Below are 18,093 nucleotides of genomic sequence, written 5' to 3'. Positions count from 1 at the left end.
ACACATGAACGACATCGAACTGGGTCACCTGCGTCGTTGCGTCGAATTGGCAACGGAAGCATTGGATGCGGGCGACGAACCTTTCGGTTCCGTCCTGGCAGCGGCCGACGGAACATTTCTGGCGGAAGATCGAAACCGGATCGCGGGCGGCGACAACACTCGCCACCCCGAGTTCGAGCTGGCTCGGTGGGCGGCTCAGTACCTGACGCCGGAAGAGCGTTCGACGGCAACGGTGTTCACCTCGGGAGAGCACTGCGCGATGTGTTCGGCCGCGCACGCGTGGGTGGGCCTCGGACGTATCGTCTACATCTGCTCTTCGGCTCAACTCGGCGACTGGCTCGCGGAGTGGGGTGTGTCCCCGGCGCCGGTGAAGTCTCTGTCCGTCAACGAGGTTGCGCCGAACGTCCCGGTCGAAGGCCCGGTGCCGGAGTTGGTTCCGCTGGTGCGAGAACTGCATCGGAAGTTGCATTCGCCGAGTGCTTGACGGGCCCACACAAACGGGCGGCACCTCGCTGGAGGTGCCGCCCGTTTGCGTGTGAAGTCAGGAAACTGCGTCGACCGCTCGAACCTTCTCTCGCAGTTCACCCTTGACGACCTTGCCGCTTGCATTGCGCGGCAGTGCTTCCACGACGACGATGTCCTTCGGGTGCTTGTAGCGCGCGAGACGATCGTTGAGGAAGCTGCTCAGTTCCTCGATGGTCAGGTCCACGGCTGAACCTGGCGCCATCGCGACGATCGCTACGGGCACCTCGCCCCACTTGGCGTCGGGGCGGCCGACGACGGCCGCTTCGACGATCAATTCGTGTTCGTAGAGAACGTTTTCCACCTCCGCGCAGTAGATGTTCTCTCCGCCGGAGATGATCATGTCCTTCTTGCGATCCACGACGTAGACGAAGCCTTCGTCGTCGACTCGAACGAGATCGCCGGAGTGGAACCATCCACCGTGGAAGGCGTCAGCGGTGGCGGTGGGGTTGTTCCAGTATTCGCTCATCATCGTGGGCCCGCGGTAGACGATTTCACCGATTTCACCGGGTGCCACGTCGTCCATGTTCTCGTCGACGACCCTGGCCGAGATGGTCGGGATGACCCGACCGACGGATCCGAGCTTACGAATCGCATCCTCGCCGTCGAGAACGCAAGTGATGGGCGACATCTCGGTCTGACCGAAGACCGCGACATTGAATGCGTCCGGGAAGGTTTCGGCCATTGCCCGCAGGATCGTATCGGACGACGGTGCGGCGCCCCACGAGATGTTCTTCAGCGACAGTGCTCGAGGTTGCGCCTTCTGTACTGCGCACACGGCCTGCCATTGCACGGGCACGAGGAACAAGCTGGTGACCTTCTCGGCTTCGAGAATGTCGAGTAGTTGACCAGGGTCGAATGCGCCGACCGGATGGATCACCGTGGTCGTGCCGAGTTGCAGGCTCGGCGCTATGGAACCGAGGGCTGCGATGTGGAACATGGGCGACGCGCAGAAGCCGATGGAATCGGCATTGAACAGGTGGAAGGCCCTGATACAGGTCAATGCTTGCGAAGACAGGTTGGAGTGGGAGAGCACCGAGCCCTTGGGGCGACCGGTGGTTCCCGAGGTGTACATGATGAGTGCAGGCGTGTCGTCCGGGATGTCGACGAACGCGTGCGGCTCGCCCTCTTCGCTGATCAAGTCCTCGTAGTTCAGGCTGTCACCCTCGGCGGGGGCGCCTACGGTGATGGAGATGTCGATACCCTCGGACGCGGCTCGCGCAGCTCCGGCCAACGGAGCCAACGGTCCTTCGGCGACAATGACTTTGGAGCCGGAGTCGTTTACCAGATAAGCGACCTCGGGTGGTGTCAGACGGAAGTTCACCGGAACAGCGATGGCGCCCAGTGCGTTGGTCGCGAGCACGACCTCGAGGTATTCGGGGCGGTTGAGCATCAGGATGAGCACGCGGTCGCCGAAGCTGACGCCGCGTCGGGCAAGAGCGTCCGCCAGCTTCTCGACGCGTGCGTCGAGGGTGCTCCAGGTGATGGAATCGCCCAGGAATCGCAGTGCGGTGCGATCGGGAATCATCTGCGCATGCCTGGCGATCTGATTGTTCCAGTTGGTGCGGCGTGAACGCTGCGCCTCGGAGACTGCACCGGTGGAGGCCATCGATGGGTTCCTCTCATGCGTGGGTGATTGTGTGACTCAGGCTACAGTGAGCCGTCGATTCGTACAGTGGTTTTGTTAACGAAAATTCGCAGTGATTACTTGAAGTGGGGCGCGCGTTTCTGCAGCATCGCCATCGCGCCTTCTTTGAAGTCCTCGCCAGTGAGAAGTTCTGCCTGGCCGGTATTTTCGAGCTCCAGCGCAGCATCGAGGCGGTCCAGTGTCGCCGCATTGAGCGCGCGCTTGGTGAGTTCGAGGGCGCGTCGGGGAGCCTTCGACGTGCGATCGACGACGGAGTCGACGAGTGCGTCGAACGCGTCGTCGGCGACGGTGCGGGACACGAGCCCGAACCGCTCTGCGTCCTCGGCGGAAACTCGCTCGCCCAGCAATGCCATCTCGGCCGCTCGGGCGCGTCCGATCGCTGCCGGTACCAACGCACTGGCGCCGCCGTCGGGCATCAGGCCGATGTTGACGAAGGAGAGGAGGAAATAGGCGCTCGATGCGGCGTACGTCAGGTCCGCGGCGAGAGCGATGGACACTCCGACGCCGGCGGCCGGGCCGTTGACCGCGGCGATCACCGGGACCGGGGCGCTGGTGATGGCGCGAATCAGCGAAGTCGCCGCATCCATGACGACTTTCGGGTCTGCGGGGTTGACGGCCGCTGCGGCGAGGTCGGCTCCGGTGCAGAACGCTCGACCGGATCCGGTGATGACGATGGTGCGAACGGCCGGGTCTGCGCCGCCGTCGTGGACGGCAGCTGCGAAAGCAGTCATCGTGGGCAGATCGATCGCGTTCATCCGCTTCGGGCGGTCGAAGGTCAATCGCAGTACACCGTCGGTGATTTCGGAGCGAAAGCCCGTCTCGGCGGTGGCGGTCATGCCGCGCTCACAGCCGTGACGAATCCGGAAAGCCGTGAGGTGATGAGGTGTTCGGCCTCCGAGACCATGCGGTCGATCATGTCGGCGACGGTCGGGATGTCGTTGATCAATCCTTGGCTCTGTCCGGCGGACCAGATGCCTGCATCGAGGTCACCGTCCTCGAAGACCTTGCGTCCGCGGGCTCCGGCTACCAGATGCTGAATGTCGCTGAACTGCGCGTCGCCACGTGCTTCGATGTCGACGACCTCGGCACTGATCGCATTCGCGGCTACGCGCGCTGTGTTGTGAAGGGTCCGGAAGATCAGCTTGGTGTCGCGTTCGGTGTTTGCGACAATCTGCTCTTTAACCGATTGTGCTACAGGGGATTCCACGGTACACATGAAGCGAGTTCCCATGTTGACGCCGTCTGCTCCGAGCGCAAGCGCCGCGACGAGTCCACGTGAATCTGCGATTCCGCCTGAAGCGATCACCGGAATCGTGAGTTGCTGCGTGGCCGCCGGAATCAGAATGAGCCCTGGTATGTCGTCCTCGCCTGGGTGCCCGGCGCATTCGAAGCCGTCGATGCTGACGGCGTCGACGCCCAGTCTCTCGGCTTTGACCGCATGTCGAACTGCAGTGCACTTGTGGATAACCTTCACGCCCGCGTCCTTGAAATGCGGAAGATGATCGATCGGATTGGAACCGGCGGTTTCGACGATCTTGATCCCGGATTCGATGATCGCCTGGCGGTATTCGGCGTACGGCGGCGGCGTGATCGACGGCAGAATAGTGAGATTGACGCCGAAAGGCTTGTCGGTGAGATCGCGGGTTCGAGCAATTTCCTTGACGAGGTCTTCCGGTGTGGGTTGAGTGAGGCCCGTCAAGAACCCGAGGGCGCCGGAATTTGCCGTGGCCGCAACAAGTTCTGCTCGTCCCACCCACATCATGCCCCCTTGTACGATGGGATGGTCAACGCCGAACATTTCGGTGAAGCGAGTGCGAATCATTTGCTCACAACTACTTTCTTACGGTCGGTCATTCGGCATCGAACCCTCTTGCAGGCGAAGAAGACCTCACGCCGCAGGGAACGAGCCCGCCAGCGGACTACGTGCGAGGTTGTGCGAATCGTCACTAACATAACACCGCTGAGAGAGCGGGTGTCAAGACTCTTTTTCCGGAATCCGTCCGCCGCTACAACTGCGTTGTAGGGTTTCGGGTGAAGCAGTACCGGGCGCGAATTGCGACCTTCGCGACGGTTAACATGATCCGTTCGGACTCGCGCCCGTGGAAGTGCGGTGCAGCGGACGAAGGCAGTGCAAGAGAAAGCAACGGAAGTGGAGGGTCAGGTGCCCGGACAGACACGCGTCTCCGTGCGTGGCAGCGACCCTGCACCACGGACGCGTCCGAAGAATCGGAAGGCACAAATCGCGGCCGCTGCTGCGGAAGCATTCAGCGAACGTGGCTACCATGCGGTGGGTATCGACGAGATCGCAGCGAAGGTCGGAATTTCCGGTCCGGCCCTCTATCGTCATTTCCCCACGAAATACGCGCTGTTCGTCTACACCGTGAACAACCTGACGCAGGCGTTGTTGGATGCCAGCGATCCAGCTGTGCACGGAAACGAAAATCCACGCGAGCAGTTGAACTCCACGATGGTGGGTGTCATCCGCGCGACGATCGAGAATCGGCGTCGGGGAGGGCTCTACCGATGGGAGGGCAGGTACCTGGTCGACGAGGATCGTGAGCAATTGCGGGTGGGAATGCGCACGCTCAATCTTCGGATCGCCGAGCCGCTGGCAGCGGTTCGTCCGGAACTCGACCCGGCGGATGTAGAACTCATCGCGCCCGCCGTGCTCAGTGTGATCGCCAGTATCACCGGTCATCGATCCGCGTTGTCCGCCAAGCAGATCGAAGCGCTGATTCTTGCGGCATGCTGGTCCGTCATCGGCGTCGAATTGCCCGCTGCCGAGGAGGACGGCGCGAGGGCAGGGGCGTCCGAACGCAAAACAGGCCTCGTACGGACGTCGAAACGTGAAGTGCTGCTTCAGGAAGCAGTGTTGCTGTTCTATCAGCGCGGCTACCACGACGTGAGCATCGAGGAGATCGGTGCCGCGGCGGGTATCAACGCGTCGAGTGTGTATCGGCACTTCGCGAGCAAGGCCGACCTTCTTGCTGCGGCCTTCCACCGGGCGTCCGATCGTCTGACTATGACGTTGGGCTCGGCGTTGGCTGAGTCGGAGACTCCTCTCGCGGCCGTCGAGACGTTGGCGAAGATGTACGTCGAGGTTTCGTTCGGAACCAGCGAACTGTTGGCCGTGTACTTTGCCGAGATCGGCAGCTTGCCGGATCGATCACGGACCGAGTTGCGCAACATTCAGCGTTTGAACGTCGAGGAGTGGGCGCACTTGTGTGTCGAGGCGCGTCCGGAGTTGTCGATCGTCCAAGCGCGGTTTCTCGTCCACGCGGCGCTCGGACTGGTCTTCGACATCGGCCGAATCGTGCACTTTTCCTCGGAGAACTCCGCGCAGGCCCGCGTCGAGAAACTGCTGTCCGCGACGCTCCTCGGGTAGTCCCGTCCGAAACAGTAGGTGTGACTTCACGTATCGCGGGTAGGTTCGTGATCGCAAGGCGTTCACCGAATCATGTGAAGACGGAAGTAGGGACAGCAATGCCAACTCGTACCGCACGCACCGCCTGGAACGGCACCCTCGAGGCCGGATCGGGACAGGTGGAACTCACCAGCTCGGGCGTCGCCACCTTCGACGTGTCGTTCCCCAAGCGCGCAGCTGAGGAGGCCGGCGGAACCACCAGCCCCGAGGAACTCATCGCCGCGGCGCATTCGTCCTGCTATGCGATGCAATTGTCGGCCCTGATCGCCGAGGCCGGCGGGACCCCGCAGAGCCTCGACATCACCGCGGACGTGTCACTCGGCCCCGACACGGTCGGATTCAAGCTCACCGGAATCAAGCTCACCGTTCGCGCCGAGGTCGACGGCCTCGACGCCGACGGTTTTGCCAAGGTTGCCCAGGCGGCCAAGGAAACATGCCCGGTCAGCAAGGCACTGACCGGCGTCGACATCACGTTGGATGCGGCCCTGGACTGATCATCTCGCGCTCGGGCGCCCCCTCCGGCGCCCGAGTGCGGTTGTGTGTGACGACCAGGTAGCTCGCGAACAGGATCGGGAGCACCCACAGGTCCGAGGGATCGCGATAGACCAGGATCGGCAAGAGATCTCCGCGGAATCCTCCTGCGGTCAGGCGGAGAAACCCGATCACCCACTCGTATGCGTCGCCGATCGGCGGTATCACCTTCACGGCGGCGAAGCCGATCCCCGTGACCGCGATGGACCAGGCGATCGCTGCTCGCCCCACCAGACTTCGCCTGAGCACCTCGAGAACCGAGAGCAGAAGCAGGGGAAGCAGGAACACACCGGCGACGTCGGACAGCTTGCCCGTCATCGTGTTCCCGAATGCCCCTTTGAGTACATGGTCGTTGATCAAGATGACGGCCACCGAGACCAGTGCCCACGGATTCAGCAGCAGATCGCCCGGACGATTCACGACAGGTTGATGGTTGCCGAGCCGGACGAGAACAGATCGCACTTGAACTGAAGGCGCAGACCGGTGGCGGCTTCGGGGACCTCGTACGCCAATTCGCCTCGCTTGGCAGCGCCCGGCGCAAGCTCTCCGTCGACACTCGACGTGCTGCTGTCGGTGAACGTGATGTTGTACGACTTGTTTGCCGAGTCCTGCAGTTCGAAGCACATCATCGACGAGACCGTCGACGGCTTGTCACTGTTGTTGGTGACCTCGGTGTCGACCACGACGTAGCGGTTTCCGGGATCAGCGGTGATGAACTGATTGGTCGAGACGTAGGGATCGACGACGCCGTGTACCTGGACGCGCCAGTCGCCCAGTTCGACGACGTCACCGATTCCGAAGGCGGCCGCAGGTGCGGCGGAAGAACCGTTGTCGTCGACCTTCTTCGCTTCGTCGGTCTCGCCCGAGGCGATGGTTGCGAACAGGGCTGCGCCGACGGCGAGGAGGGCGAGGGGAGTGCGGAGTGATCGCATGATGTGCGCCTTTCGAGAGTTGGTATGGCACAAGTCAACGATGTGAGGACTGCTCACCGCTTCGGTCGAAAGATCGGTCCGCCTCATCCTTTCGGTCGGAGCCTGGCGGTTCGTCCACCCGTTCGGCTGATTCGAGGCGTCGGTGGCGGTGGATACGCTTGCTCGGTGATCACCACCAAAGGAACCGTTGTGCGACGACGCGTATGGACTACCGCCGCTGTCGCGTTCAGCCTTTTCTGTTCCTTCATGACGGTGGGCATCGCAGGCGCGTCGGGAAATATGCCACCGGTATTGGTCGGTATCGGGTTCGTCCTGGGCGTGGCCGGTGGGATATCGCTTGTGTGGCGCCATCAGTATCCCTGGGTGGTTCTGGCGATCACGCTGGTCGGCCCGTTGTTCTTCCCCACCGATGCGACGGCGGCGCTCATCGCATTGTTCGCCGTTGCTCGGATCGCGCGTGGGCCTCGGCTTGCTGCCGCTGCGGCAGCTGTCTTCGTCGCGTGCGGAATTTCGTTGACCTACGACGCTTTTCGCAATCGTGAGTACTCCGTTCTCACGATGGGAACGATGAAACCCAAGGATGGTTCGGCGGTTGTTCAATACGACGTCGCCATCTGGATCCCGTGGCTCGTCGCAGCCGTCATGGTCGGCATCGTCGTGGCGCTCTCGCTCCTGATTCGGACCAGAACCGAACTCGTCGAGGCAGAGCACGTACGGGATCTTGCCACCGAGAAAACAGACGTGATGCGCGACGAGATGATTCGCACCGAGGAACGAACGCGGATCGCGCGCGACATGCACGACACGATCGCGGCCAGTCTGAGCCGGATTTCGTTGTTCGCCGGTGGGTTACAGGTCAGCGCGGCAGACAATCCCGAGAAGGTCGTCAACACCGCTGCGATGATCAGAACCACCGCGCACGAGGCTTTGGACGAATTGAAGGGAATCGTCGGAGTGCTCAGGGGAAGCGGTGATCGCCGCGAACACGGCGGGCACCAGGGGATCGACGCGATCGGCGATCTGGTCAACGGTGCACGCGCCGCGGGCATTCACTGCCGTCTCGAATCGGAGTTGCTCCCGGGTGATGTCGGAATGCTGGCGGGGCACGTCTGTTATCGCGTCGTTCAGGAATCGTTGACCAACGTCCAGAAGTACGCGAGCGACCAGATGCTCGTCATTTCGGTGACCGGGTCGCCGCACGACGGAATTCGTATCCTCGCACGCAACAAGCTGAGCGAGCTTGCACCCATGACGTCGATCGGTTCGCGGTCCGGCTTACGCGGGTTGGCCGAACAGGCAAGAGAAATCGGCGGCAAGGTGGAGGCAGGCGCGCTGGGGGACGATTTCCTCGTCAGTTGCTGGGTGCCCTGGTCGTCGTAACCCTCCCACCCTCCGACTGTCGGGGGCTCTGGGTAATCTGAGCGCACTATGGACGCTGACTCGCGCATCACAGTTTTGATCGTCGACAACGACGCCTGGGTTCGGCGCGGAATGAAGGACATCCTGGAAGCAGCGCCGGACATCGTGGTGGTTGCCGAGGCCGAGGACGGCGATCAGGTCGCAGCCAAAGTCACTCGGTTTCGTCCGCACGTGGTGCTGATGGATCTGAAGATGGCACGGGTCGGTGGCTTGGAGGCCACCCGAGAGTTGATGACCATGAGCAATCCGCCGAAGGTCATTGCGATGACCGCCTTCGACGTCGACGACATGGTCGTGCAGGCGGTCGAGGCGGGCGCGCACAGCTTTCTGAGCAAGGACGCGGCCCCACAGGCGTTCCAGCAGGCAGTACGGGTGGTGGCGTCGGACCACTCGTTGTTCAGCTCCGATTCTCTACGTGCCATCGTGGCCTCGGCGCCGCGTCGGCAAGCACCCGACCTGACTCCCCTCGCTTCGCTCACCGAGCGTGAGCGCGAAGTGCTGACAATCCTGGCGACAGGCGCGGCCAACAGCGTCATCGCGGAGCGACTGTACCTCGGTGAGACCACCGTCAAGACGCATATCTCTTCGCTGTTCGGCAAGCTGGGTGTGCCCAACCGGGTGAGTGCGTCGTTGATCGCGTTCCGGTGTGGTCTGGTCACGTGATTCTGTGACCTCGTGACGCGAGCCGGGACTAATCCCGGCCCTGTTCGTTGTTGCACCTTCGGTGACTGATCAAATCGTGATTGACCAAGACGTGACCATCGAAGTGTGGTCTGACGTCGCTTGTCCGTGGTGCTACATCGGAAAGACCAGGTTCCTTTCGGCTCTGGATCGTTTCGAGAACAAGGACCGCGTCAACGTCATCTGGCGCTCGTACCAGCTCGCTCCGGAGACCCCGGTGGGAGAGGGACGAACCGAACTCGACGCCTTGGTCGAGATGAAGGGGATGGCGCCTGAACAGGTACGTCAGATGTTCGCCCACGTCAGCGCGACGGCAGCCGAGGTCGGCTTGACCTTGGACTTCGACACTGTGATCGCCGCCAACACCTTTGATGCGCACAGGTTGCTGCATCTCGCGGGTGAGCGGCAGAACGAACTCCTCGAAGCGCTGTTCAAAGCGCACTTCAGCGACGGCAAGGTGATCGACGACCGTGAGGTGCTGGTCGAACTGGCCGTGAGCGTCGGCCTCGACGCCGACGTCGTGCGCGAGCAACTGGGCTCCGATGCCGCAGCCGAGGCTGTTCGCGAAGATCTGTCCATGGCCCGCCAACTGCAGGTCAGCGGCGTTCCGTTCTTCGTCGCCAACCGTGCGGTCGCAGTATCCGGCGCTCAACCCGAAGAGGTGTTTCTGCAGTTGCTTACTCAGGCCTCCGAACCGGCCTGAGTAAGGCGAGCGGCACGAACTGCCGGGGCGTTCGAGAACGGCAACAGATGTGCACCGTCGTCGGGGCAGGAAAGCGTGACGTGCGCTGCATCGACGAACCGGTACGGCTGCGCTGCAACAACTCCGGCAAGGTTCTTGCGCAGACGCGACATCTCGGCCCGCGCGGTCACCGTGCGGGCCGGGTCACCGAAAAGATCCTGCGCCAACCGCGATGCGGTCAGTCCACGCCTCTCGGATCCGAGGAGAAACAGAATCTCCGCATGCCGCTGGGTCGGGGAGTAGGCCCATTCGCCCAACCCCGACGTGACGGTCACCGACATGTTCTCGGAATCGCGCAGATCGATATGCACCGTGGGCGCACTGATTTTCTCGCCGGTGGCGATCGGCCGGACCACCCACCCGCCGGGAAGTGGATCCAGTTCGCACAGACCCAAAGCGGGGAACCACGTCCTGCCGGGAGCCAAAGCCGCGGGGAGCAGCACGCGCGAGCGATGAGGTAGCGCATCGACCGCCGCTACCCAGCCATGAGTATCGATCACCAATGCCGGTGATCCGCTACGAGCAAGCATCGGCCCTGCAACAGAACGCAATTGATCGAGATTGTCCCGATGCTTGTCGCGCAGGTGTGATTGCGCGAGGCGTGCGACGGCGTCGACCAGAGCGAGTGTGGTGGGGTGGACGGTCTTGGCGGGACCACTGATGTCGACGACGCCGATGACACGGTCGTCCCGCGGATCGCGGATGGGTGCCCCCGCGCAGGTCCACGGATGATGGCTGCGCGCATAGTGTTCCGCCGAGAAGATCTGAACCGCCTGTCGTGACACCAATGCCGTTCCGATGGCGTTGGTGCCGACGCTGTCCTCGGCCCAGTTCGCACCCTCGACAAATCCCAGACGCGCAGCTTGGTCCAGTACTCGATGGGACCCGCTGCGCCACAGAACAGTTCCGCGAAGATCTGCGACGACCATGATGTTCTCACCGCTCGCGGTAACCGATTCGAGTCCACGCGTCACGTCGTCGAGCACGTCGTACAGTCCGGACTCACGACGACGGAGATCGAGTTCGGCGACGTCCATGGACGGTTCGACCCGGTTGTGTTCGGGGTCGATACCTAACTCGCGCAGGCGTTGCCACGATTGGCGGACCACGTCCCTGGGGCGGGCCGGTGCGCGGTCTCCGGCCATCGTCGCGTCGTACACCGCGGCGAGGGTCCTCGCGTAGTCGCGAGGATCCTCGCCGGGCGGCATCGCGGGCTCGGGCAACCGCTTTTTCAGCGAAGAGACCGTTTTCAGCGAAGACACCGCTTTCAGTGAAGACACCGCGGTCAGCGGTAGACGAGGCCGCCGTCGATGAGACCGGCCTGACCGGTCATGTAGTCGGAATCGGGCCCGGCAAGGTACGAGACGAAACCGGCGACATCGTCGGGGGTTTCAGCTCGACCCAGCGCAATTCCGCCGACGAACTTCTCGTAGGTGGCGCCCTCTGGTGCACCGGTCAATTCGGCGAACCTCTTGTCGATCGTCACCCACATGTCGGTGCCCACGACGCCGGGGCAGTACGCGTTGACGGTGATTCCGTCGGACGCGTATTCCTTGGCCGCAGCCTGAGTGAGGGCCCTGACCGCGAATTTTGTTGCGCTGTAAACACCTAACATGGCAAACCCGTCGTGGCCGGCGATGGACGACGCGTTGATGATCTTTCCGCGCTGACCCAGAGCTTGGAACTTTGCTGCTGCAGCTTGAATTCCCCACAGGACACCGTCGACGTTGACGCTCCAGATCTTGGAGACCTCTTCCGGCGTCGCGTCGGAGATCGGGCCGACGAGAGCGATTCCCGCGTTGTTGACGATGACGTCGAATCCGCCCAATTCCTGGTGTGCATGTTCGACGGCTGCGTTGACCTGCGCTCGATCGCTGACGTCGGCGACAAACGTCGTTGCACGACGGCCGATCCGTCTGATCTCGTCGGCAACCGCATCCAGCTTGGTCTGGTCGAGGTCGACTAACGCGATGTCGGCGCCGTCGTGGGCGAGGCGGAGAGCGATTCCGCGTCCGATGCCTTGGCCGGCGCCGGTGACCAGTACTACCTTGCCCGTGATGCTCATGCAGATTCTCCTCGTAAGCAGTGAACCAGTCGGTTGTGAACCGGTGAGTGATTTGTATGTGACGGCGACCACAATGCGGAAGGGTTGCACCGTGTTGCAATTCCGGAAAATCGGACAGCAGTTGCAACCCTCGGCAACCCTCCCGGTACCCCGCGCGACGGCTCCATAGTTGCGCCACCACTTCGCGAATCATCTTGCGAGACAATCTGGGAGAGGGCACATGACCGCTACAGTCGACACACCCACGGAACCGGCCACGCCGAGCCGACAACCGTCACGCCGCTGGATCGGGTTCGGGATCGCGAACCTCGTGATCGTTCTCGTGCTGGCCGTGGCGAGTTGGTACCTTCTGGCCGATCCGACCACCAGTCCCTGGAGTTTCTATCCTCTGCCGTTCAACGCGGCGCTTTTCTGGGCAATCCTTTTTGTGGTGTTCATCGGCTTCAATTGCGAGTTCGCCGGCTTCGACCGACTCCCGCAGCCGGCGAAAGGCCTGGCGATCATGGTCGCGACCGCGGTCTTCGCCGTCGTGGTGACGTGGCTCCTGGCAAACGGCTTGGGGAGTTTGTACCCGGATTTCGCGGCCGATCGTGAGGGCGGCCTCGGATATTTCGCGGGTGCGCTGTTCGTACTCTTCGGCTTCGGGACCTGGGTGATGGTGGTCCTGAACTGGCAGCATTGGCCGTGGACTTCCCTGGGGATGAAGCAGCCGTTGGTGGGTTTGTGAGATCGCGTTTGTCGCCGTCCCGACGCTGGCGCTGTACTTCGTGTTCGGTCTGCCGTCCGTGTCGCTGTCCGCCACGGATCCGTTGATGACCGTCGACACCGTGCTCGGGTGGTTCTACTGCGTCGTGGTGGTCGTGATCCTGACTGGCCAGACGCTCGACAACTGGCCGTGGCGACTGTTCGGCGGTGGGGGAAAGACGGCGCTCGCAGCCACGATCGGTAACTTCGCCGTGGGAACCGGCTTGTACTTCGTGGCGCTTCCAGTGGTGAAGGCACTTTTGGGAAGCGATGCCGTTGCCGAGTTGGGTGGTGTGGTCCATCAGTTCCCGGCGCAGCTCGGTGTGTGCTGGGCATTCTGGATGATCTTCTGGGCCAACGCCTTCGGTAACAAACCCACGGGCTTTGCGGACGGGGTCAACCTGGCGATCCGCGCGCTGCTCACGTTTGTGCTCGCGGTGGTCACATTCTTGTTCTATTACCGCTTTGCAGCAGAGCACATTCTTCACGAGCCGGCAGTTGTCGACGGATTACACGGCAATGCACTGGGTTTCGTGGATTGGGCCGTGTTGTGGACGTTGTTCTACGTTGTGGGATTTCAGTCGCTGGGACTCGGCAGATTCAAGCCTGCTGAGGGGTGAGTCGGTTGCCCGCACATCGGTGCGGGTAACCGGTATCGGACGCCGGCACCGCGTCCACTGATTGCAACAGACTGCAACGCTTGTGACCGGGGCCACTTATGGGATGTGCTGTGTGTCACATTCACAAACAAGGAGAAGTGATGACGCAAACCATCGATTCCGCAGTCACCCCCGAGGTGAAGTTGACGGCGGTGACACCTCAGGAGCGCGTCGACGCCTGGCTGGCGGATTTCGAGTCGGCCCTCGTGGCTCGTGACATCGAGCGTGTGGCAGGCAAATTTGCACTCGACAGCTTCTGGCGAGACCTGGTGTCGTTCACCTGGAACATCAAGACCGTCGAAGGTCGCGAGCAGATCGCCGACATGCTCTCCGCGCGACTCGACGACACCGATCCTTCGGGATTCCGGACCACCGAGACACCCGACGAAGCCGACGGCGTCACGTCAGCCTGGATCGAGTTCGAGACTGCAACCGGTCGCGCGCACGGACACCTTCGTTTGAAGGGAGATGAAGGTTGGACCCTGCTGACGTCGCTGCAGGAGTTGAAGGGGTACGAAGAAGGTAAGGGCACTCGTCGTCCGCGCGGCGCCAAGCATGGGGCAGACCCGAACCGCATCACGTGGGCCGAGCAGAAGGAGATCGAAGACCGCGAACTCGGTTACACCACACAGCCTTACGTCGTGATCGTCGGCGGCGGCCAGGGCGGCATCGCGCTCGGCGCCCGGATGCGTCAGCTCGGAGTACCGGCCATCGTGATCGACAGCCACGAGCGACCTGGCGATCAGTGGCGCGGACGCTACAAGTCCCTGTGCCTGCACGATCCGGTTTGGTACGACCACCTGCCCTACATGCCGTTCCCCGACAACTGGCCGGTGTTCGCGCCCAAGGACAAGATCGGCGACTGGCTCGAGATGTACACCAAGGTCATGGAGGTTCCGTACTGGAGTTCCACGACCTGCACCTCGGCGTCGTTCGACGAGAAGGCCCAGGAATGGACCGTCGAGGTCAACCGCAACGGCGAGAAGCTGACGTTGCGTCCCAAGCAGTTGGTGATGGCGACGGGTATGTCCGGCAAGGCCAATGTTCCGACGTTCCCCGGGCAGGACAAGTTCCTCGGCGATCAGCACCACTCGAGCAAGCACCCCGGCCCGGATCAGTACGTGGGCAAGAAGGTCGTCGTGATCGGGGCCAACAACTCCTCGCACGACATCTGCGGCGCACTGTGGGAGAACGGTATCGACGTCACGATGGTGCAGCGCAGCTCGACGCACATCGTGAAGTCGGATTCGCTGATGGATTTGGGCTTGGGCGATCTGTACTCGGAGCGGGCACTGGCCGCCGGCATGACGACACACAAGGCGGACCTCACGTTCGGTTCGCTGCCGTACCGGATCATGCACGAGTTCCAGATCCCGGTGTACGACGCAATCCGTGAGCGCGACAAGGATTTCTACGATCGCCTGGAGAAGGCGGGCTTCGAGCACGACTGGGGCGACGACGGTTCGGGCCTGTTCATGAAGTACCTACGCCGTGGCTCGGGCTACTACATCGATGTCGGCGCTGCCGAACTGGTTGCCAATGGAGACATCAAGCTCGCGCACGGCAACATTCGTGAGCTGACCGAGAACAGCGTGATCCTCGAAGACGGTACGGAATTGCCTGCCGACGTGGTGGTCTACGCGACCGGTTACGGCTCGATGAACGGCTGGGTGGCGGACCTGATCGGTCAGGACACCGCCGACAAGGTCGGCAAGGTGTGGGGCCTGGGGTCGAACACCACCAAGGACCCGGGACCGTGGGAAGGCGAGCAGCGCAACATGTGGAAGCCGACGCAGCAGGAAGCGCTGTGGTTCCACGGAGGCAATCTGCATCAGTCGCGCCACTACTCGCTGTACTTGGCGTTGCAATTGAAGGCGCGTTACGAGGGCATCCCGACACCGGTGTACGGACTGCAGGAAGTGCATCATCTGAGCTGAAAAAGAACTGCTGTGCGCCTTTATTAACCGCGGGAGGTTAATAAAGGCGCACAGCAGGTTCAGCGAAGGGCGTACTTCTTTGCTACTTCGGTGTTCTTGGTCGCGCGCTCGGTAAGGAAGGCGAATGCCAACCCGAGTACGAGCCAGAGCGTCGCCTGCGTAGCGAGCGAGGAAAGTCGGAACTCCCACAGCAGAGTTGCCGGGAAGTCCTCGCCCACCTCGTTGATGCCGGGAAGCGAGACGTAACCGATCGCGACGATCACCAGGAACGCAGCCACCGGAGCAGCGATGCGCACACTGAGGAACTCGTGCCCGGAAACTGCCTTTGCAGCCGCTGCTGCCGCGGTGACGGACAGCAGCCCGAGAATCACGGCGGCCAGCCACAGCAGTGTGCGCTGGTTGATGGTGTCGGGATCTCCGACGGCCGGCGGATTGGCCGGGTACTTGAAAAAGGGGACAGCCTCGATAGCCAGCCAACCACAGACGGCGATGGTGATCGCCAACAACGGCCCGGACATTCCGGTGAGTCGTCGAGCGTAATTGGCAACGACCGAGAAGATCGCCCCGAGCGCCAGTCCGGCAAGCGCCGTGGCCAGGAACAGCCCGGCGCGCTGCCCGTCGCGGCTCACCAGTGGTTCTTCTTCGTCACCGTGCGAATGCCCAGCGGCTTCGCCGGAAACCTCACCGGTGGCGCTGTTGGCTTCTTCGATCGCAATGGCAGCGTTGACGTGCGGTTCACCCAGCACGAATGCAACTCCGCCGGCAAGGATGCCTGCGATCAGACCAGCCAACAAACCACGAATGAGAAGCTTCGTGAAATTGTCGACTAGTGGCACGGCAGGCCCATCAAGTGTCGACCGTCGTGCATCAATTCATGCATGTACATGCCGGTGCGAGAGATAGCGCCCTGGTCGAACCCGACCAGGTAGAGAGCCAGCATCGCGAACAGAACTACTGCAGCGGCGAGGAAAGCAAGACGAGTCGAATCGATCGACGTATCGGGAGAATAGGCGAGAGCCATCGAAGCCTCCTGGGATTTTCGCGTCCCCTAGGTCCATGCGATGGCCGAAGTGTCTGGCTGTCGAAATAGTCGTGCCGAAAAAGGCACTTCACCTCGAATTACAGTGGCGCGACCGCTCCGGGCTTTCACCGGATTCCTGTCGGACCATCGCGTTTACATGCGAACTTTTGCACTACAGCCCGCACCGTGTCAACGCGTGAAGCCGAGATGACCGTCGATTGTGCCCGCCAAGGCAGGCACAATCGCTCGAGATCAGCTCTTTGCGGCGACGTCCAGGACAACTTCGAATTCGAGCAACGACGCACCCGAAGCGACGGGCTTCGCGCGCTCGCCGGAATGGGCTTCACGGGCGGGGCCGTCACGCCAATCGGCGAACGCCTGCTCGGACTCCCACTGAGTCACCACGAAGTAGCGGCTCTCACCGGCGGTGGGGCGGAGGAGTTGGAATCCGAGAAAGCCCGGGGAGTTCTCGACTGCGTGAGCGCGTGCTGCGAAGCGCTTCTCCAGTTCGGGGCCGGCGCCCTCGGGGACCTCGATTGCATTGATCTTCACGACTGCCATGCAAGCGACATTACCCGCGCACCTTCACCGCGTACCGTGACACTCGTGTTGCATGACGAAGGTGGAACGGGACAACCGATTCTGTTGTTGCACGGCCTCATGGGCAGCTCCCGAACGTGGCGTCGCCATGTGCCGTGGATCCGCGAGTTCGGCCACGTCTACACCTTCGACGCTGCCGGTCACGGCAGGCCGGCGCCAGCGGCACTGACTACCGAGGCATTCGTCGAGGACCTGACATCGGCGGTTGCGTCCATCGAGGAGCCGATGATCGTGATCGGTCATTCGATGGGGGCTCTGCATGCGTGGTGCTTCGCCGCCGCGCATCCCGAAAAGGTTTGTGCGCTGGTCCTCGAAGACATGGCCCCGGACTTTCGTGGACGCACCGCTGCGGACTGGGCGCAGATGATCTCGGCGTGGCCGCAGCCGTTTGCTTCCGAGGAGGCGATGAAGGAATTCTTCGGCCCCGTCGCCGGCCAGTACTTTCTCGACTCTTTCGACCGCCGCGACGACGGGTGGTACCTGCACGGCGACGTGTCGACCTTCCGCGACATCTCGGAGGAGTGGGGCACGAGGCATTTCTGGGATCAGTGGAAGGCGATCGAGGTGCCGACCTTGCTGATCGAGGGAGAGTTCACCATCACCCCTGAGGGACAGATGCGAGAGATGGCCGAGAGGCCGGGAACTCGGTACGTACGTATTGCCGATGCAGGCCACCTGGTCCACGACGATCAACCGCAGCGCTATCGCGAAGTGGTGACGGAATTCCTTCAGACCGTGAGCTGACTTCGGATCGACGCGCCCACCTGCTCCAGCTCGACGGCTCGCCTGGCGAGGAGTCCAGCAGCGAACTTCGCCTTGTCGCCGCGATGGCGGGGGACGACGTGCAGGTGCGAGTGGAACACGGTTTGGCCCGCGGCACGCCCGTCGTTGACGAGAAAGTTGACTCCGTCAGCGGCGATGTCGCAGCGGCGTAGAGCTCCGGCGATGAGCGTGCCGACGCGGAACATCTCTGCGCCTTCGTGACTTTCGAGAGCATCGAGGTTCTCTGCATGACGCTTGGGGACCACCAGGGTGTGTCCGCGACTCACCGGCCGTGCATCGAGGAATGCGAGAGTTGTCTCGCTCTCGTGAACGAGAATCGCCGGCTCGGTCAGCGCGACGATCTTGCAGAAGACGCAGGAATCGGTGCTCATGCCTACAGAATGTA

19 protein-coding genes, 1 pseudogene and 1 riboswitch are annotated in these 18,093 nt (G+C 62.4%); of the genes and pseudogenes, 9 read left to right on the top strand and 11 right to left on the bottom strand.

Annotation, left to right across the window (positions count from 1 at the left end; translation table 11 throughout):
* Positions 1-4: 4 nt before the first annotated feature.
* Positions 5-484: a nucleoside deaminase gene (locus tag G4D79_RS01940; protein ID WP_054825400.1), complete on the top strand. Its 480-nt coding sequence runs from the start codon at positions 5-7 to the stop codon at positions 482-484.
* A 57-nt stretch (positions 485-541) separates the two neighbouring features.
* Here the strand turns inward: G4D79_RS01940 and fadD5 are convergent, their stop codons facing one another.
* From fadD5 to G4D79_RS01925, 3 genes are all read right to left on the bottom strand, one after another.
* The gene (gene fadD5, locus G4D79_RS01935) at positions 542-2,131 is read right to left on the bottom strand and encodes a fatty-acid--CoA ligase FadD5 (protein WP_099697751.1); all 1,590 of its coding nucleotides are present in this window, start codon (positions 2,129-2,131) and stop codon (positions 542-544) included.
* Positions 2,132-2,226: 95 nt separating this feature from the next.
* Positions 2,227-3,006, bottom strand: coding sequence for an enoyl-CoA hydratase (locus G4D79_RS01930; protein ID WP_003945899.1), 780 nt, complete (start codon positions 3,004-3,006; stop codon positions 2,227-2,229).
* Positions 3,003-3,992 carry a nitronate monooxygenase family protein gene (locus G4D79_RS01925; protein WP_019746804.1) on the bottom strand — a complete coding sequence of 330 codons (990 nt, stop codon included), beginning with the start codon at positions 3,990-3,992 and terminating at the stop codon, positions 3,003-3,005. The genes G4D79_RS01930 and G4D79_RS01925 overlap by 4 nt, the downstream gene beginning before the upstream one ends.
* Before the next feature lie 339 nt (positions 3,993-4,331).
* Here G4D79_RS01925 and G4D79_RS01920 point away from each other — a divergent pair, with 339 nt between their 5' ends.
* On the top strand, positions 4,332-5,555 hold the full coding sequence (locus G4D79_RS01920; protein WP_233405645.1) for a TetR/AcrR family transcriptional regulator: 1,224 nt from the start codon (positions 4,332-4,334) through the stop codon (positions 5,553-5,555).
* Positions 5,556-5,653: 98 nt separating this feature from the next.
* The gene (locus G4D79_RS01915; RefSeq protein WP_007726950.1) at positions 5,654-6,088 is read left to right on the top strand and encodes an OsmC family protein; all 435 of its coding nucleotides are present in this window, start codon (positions 5,654-5,656) and stop codon (positions 6,086-6,088) included.
* Here the strand turns inward: G4D79_RS01915 and G4D79_RS01910 are convergent.
* Together G4D79_RS01910 and G4D79_RS01905 are read right to left on the bottom strand one after the other, a co-directional pair.
* Positions 6,063-6,545, bottom strand: coding sequence for a hypothetical protein (locus G4D79_RS01910; protein WP_064111334.1), 483 nt, complete (start codon positions 6,543-6,545; stop codon positions 6,063-6,065). The genes G4D79_RS01915 and G4D79_RS01910 overlap by 26 nt on opposite strands.
* Entirely contained in the window at positions 6,542-7,057 is a 516-nt protein-coding gene (locus tag G4D79_RS01905; RefSeq protein WP_003945701.1) for a DUF4352 domain-containing protein, read from the bottom strand. Before G4D79_RS01905 ends, G4D79_RS01910 begins: the two co-directional genes overlap by 4 nt.
* A 24-nt stretch (positions 7,058-7,081) precedes the next feature.
* On the opposite strand from G4D79_RS01905, the gene G4D79_RS01900 reads away from it, so the two are divergent.
* From G4D79_RS01900 to G4D79_RS01890, 3 genes are all read left to right on the top strand, one after another.
* Complete coding sequence (locus G4D79_RS01900) at positions 7,082-8,437, top strand: sensor histidine kinase (RefSeq protein ID WP_054781748.1); 1,356 nt, start codon at positions 7,082-7,084, stop codon at positions 8,435-8,437.
* Between the two features lie 48 nt (positions 8,438-8,485).
* Positions 8,486-9,139, top strand: coding sequence for a response regulator transcription factor (locus G4D79_RS01895; protein WP_076948562.1), 654 nt, complete (start codon positions 8,486-8,488; stop codon positions 9,137-9,139).
* Positions 9,140-9,215: 76 nt separating this feature from the next.
* A complete protein-coding gene (locus G4D79_RS01890) occupies positions 9,216-9,860 on the top strand; it encodes a DsbA family protein (RefSeq protein ID WP_007726933.1) in 645 nt (214 codons plus the stop codon).
* Here the strand turns inward: G4D79_RS01890 and G4D79_RS01885 are convergent.
* Positions 9,839-11,107: a GAF domain-containing protein gene (locus G4D79_RS01885; RefSeq protein WP_020968367.1), complete on the bottom strand. Its 1,269-nt coding sequence runs from the start codon at positions 11,105-11,107 to the stop codon at positions 9,839-9,841. The genes G4D79_RS01890 and G4D79_RS01885 overlap by 22 nt on opposite strands.
* Before the next feature lie 77 nt (positions 11,108-11,184).
* Positions 11,185-11,964, bottom strand: coding sequence for an acetoin reductase (locus tag G4D79_RS01880; protein WP_081558742.1), 780 nt, complete (start codon positions 11,962-11,964; stop codon positions 11,185-11,187).
* A gap of 220 nt (positions 11,965-12,184) precedes the next feature.
* On the opposite strand from G4D79_RS01880, the pseudogene G4D79_RS01875 reads away from it, so the two are divergent.
* Both G4D79_RS01875 and G4D79_RS01870 read left to right on the top strand, forming a co-directional pair.
* A pseudogene (locus G4D79_RS01875) lies at positions 12,185-13,328 on the top strand (hypothetical protein).
* A 140-nt stretch (positions 13,329-13,468) separates the two neighbouring features.
* Positions 13,469-15,304, top strand: coding sequence for an NAD(P)/FAD-dependent oxidoreductase (locus G4D79_RS01870; RefSeq protein WP_099697750.1), 1,836 nt, complete (start codon positions 13,469-13,471; stop codon positions 15,302-15,304).
* Positions 15,305-15,363: 59 nt separating this feature from the next.
* Here G4D79_RS01870 and G4D79_RS01865 read toward each other — a convergent pair whose 3' ends face one another.
* The 3 genes from G4D79_RS01865 to mhuD all read right to left on the bottom strand — a co-directional run bounded on the left by G4D79_RS01865 (position 15,364) and on the right by mhuD (position 16,886).
* The gene (locus G4D79_RS01865) at positions 15,364-16,140 is read right to left on the bottom strand and encodes a CbtA family protein (RefSeq protein ID WP_099697749.1); all 777 of its coding nucleotides are present in this window, start codon (positions 16,138-16,140) and stop codon (positions 15,364-15,366) included.
* Entirely contained in the window at positions 16,131-16,325 is a 195-nt protein-coding gene (locus G4D79_RS01860) for a CbtB domain-containing protein (RefSeq protein WP_003945915.1), read from the bottom strand. The genes G4D79_RS01865 and G4D79_RS01860 overlap by 10 nt, the downstream gene beginning before the upstream one ends.
* 24 nt (positions 16,326-16,349) lie before the next feature.
* Positions 16,350-16,489, bottom strand: a riboswitch (cobalamin riboswitch).
* Between the two features lie 88 nt (positions 16,490-16,577).
* Positions 16,578-16,886 (bottom strand): mycobilin-forming heme oxygenase MhuD, encoded by a 309-nt coding sequence (gene mhuD, locus G4D79_RS01855; protein WP_007726927.1) that lies wholly within the window; start codon positions 16,884-16,886, stop codon positions 16,578-16,580.
* Between the two features lie 45 nt (positions 16,887-16,931).
* On the opposite strand from mhuD, the gene G4D79_RS01850 reads away from it, so the two are divergent.
* Positions 16,932-17,669, top strand: a complete 738-nt coding sequence (locus tag G4D79_RS01850) for an alpha/beta fold hydrolase (RefSeq protein ID WP_065352849.1) — start codon at positions 16,932-16,934, stop codon at positions 17,667-17,669.
* Here the strand turns inward: G4D79_RS01850 and G4D79_RS01845 are convergent.
* Positions 17,654-18,079, bottom strand: coding sequence for an HIT family protein (locus G4D79_RS01845; RefSeq protein WP_003945905.1), 426 nt, complete (start codon positions 18,077-18,079; stop codon positions 17,654-17,656). The two genes, G4D79_RS01850 and G4D79_RS01845, sit on opposite strands and share 16 nt — an antisense overlap.
* Positions 18,080-18,093: the final 14 nt, after the last annotated feature.

The organism is Rhodococcus sp. WY5 (assembly GCF_018588185.1).
GTDB classification, from domain to species: Bacteria; Actinomycetota; Actinomycetes; order Mycobacteriales; family Mycobacteriaceae; genus Rhodococcus_F; species Rhodococcus_F qingshengii.
This window is presented reverse-complemented; position numbering and strand designations above follow the sequence as displayed.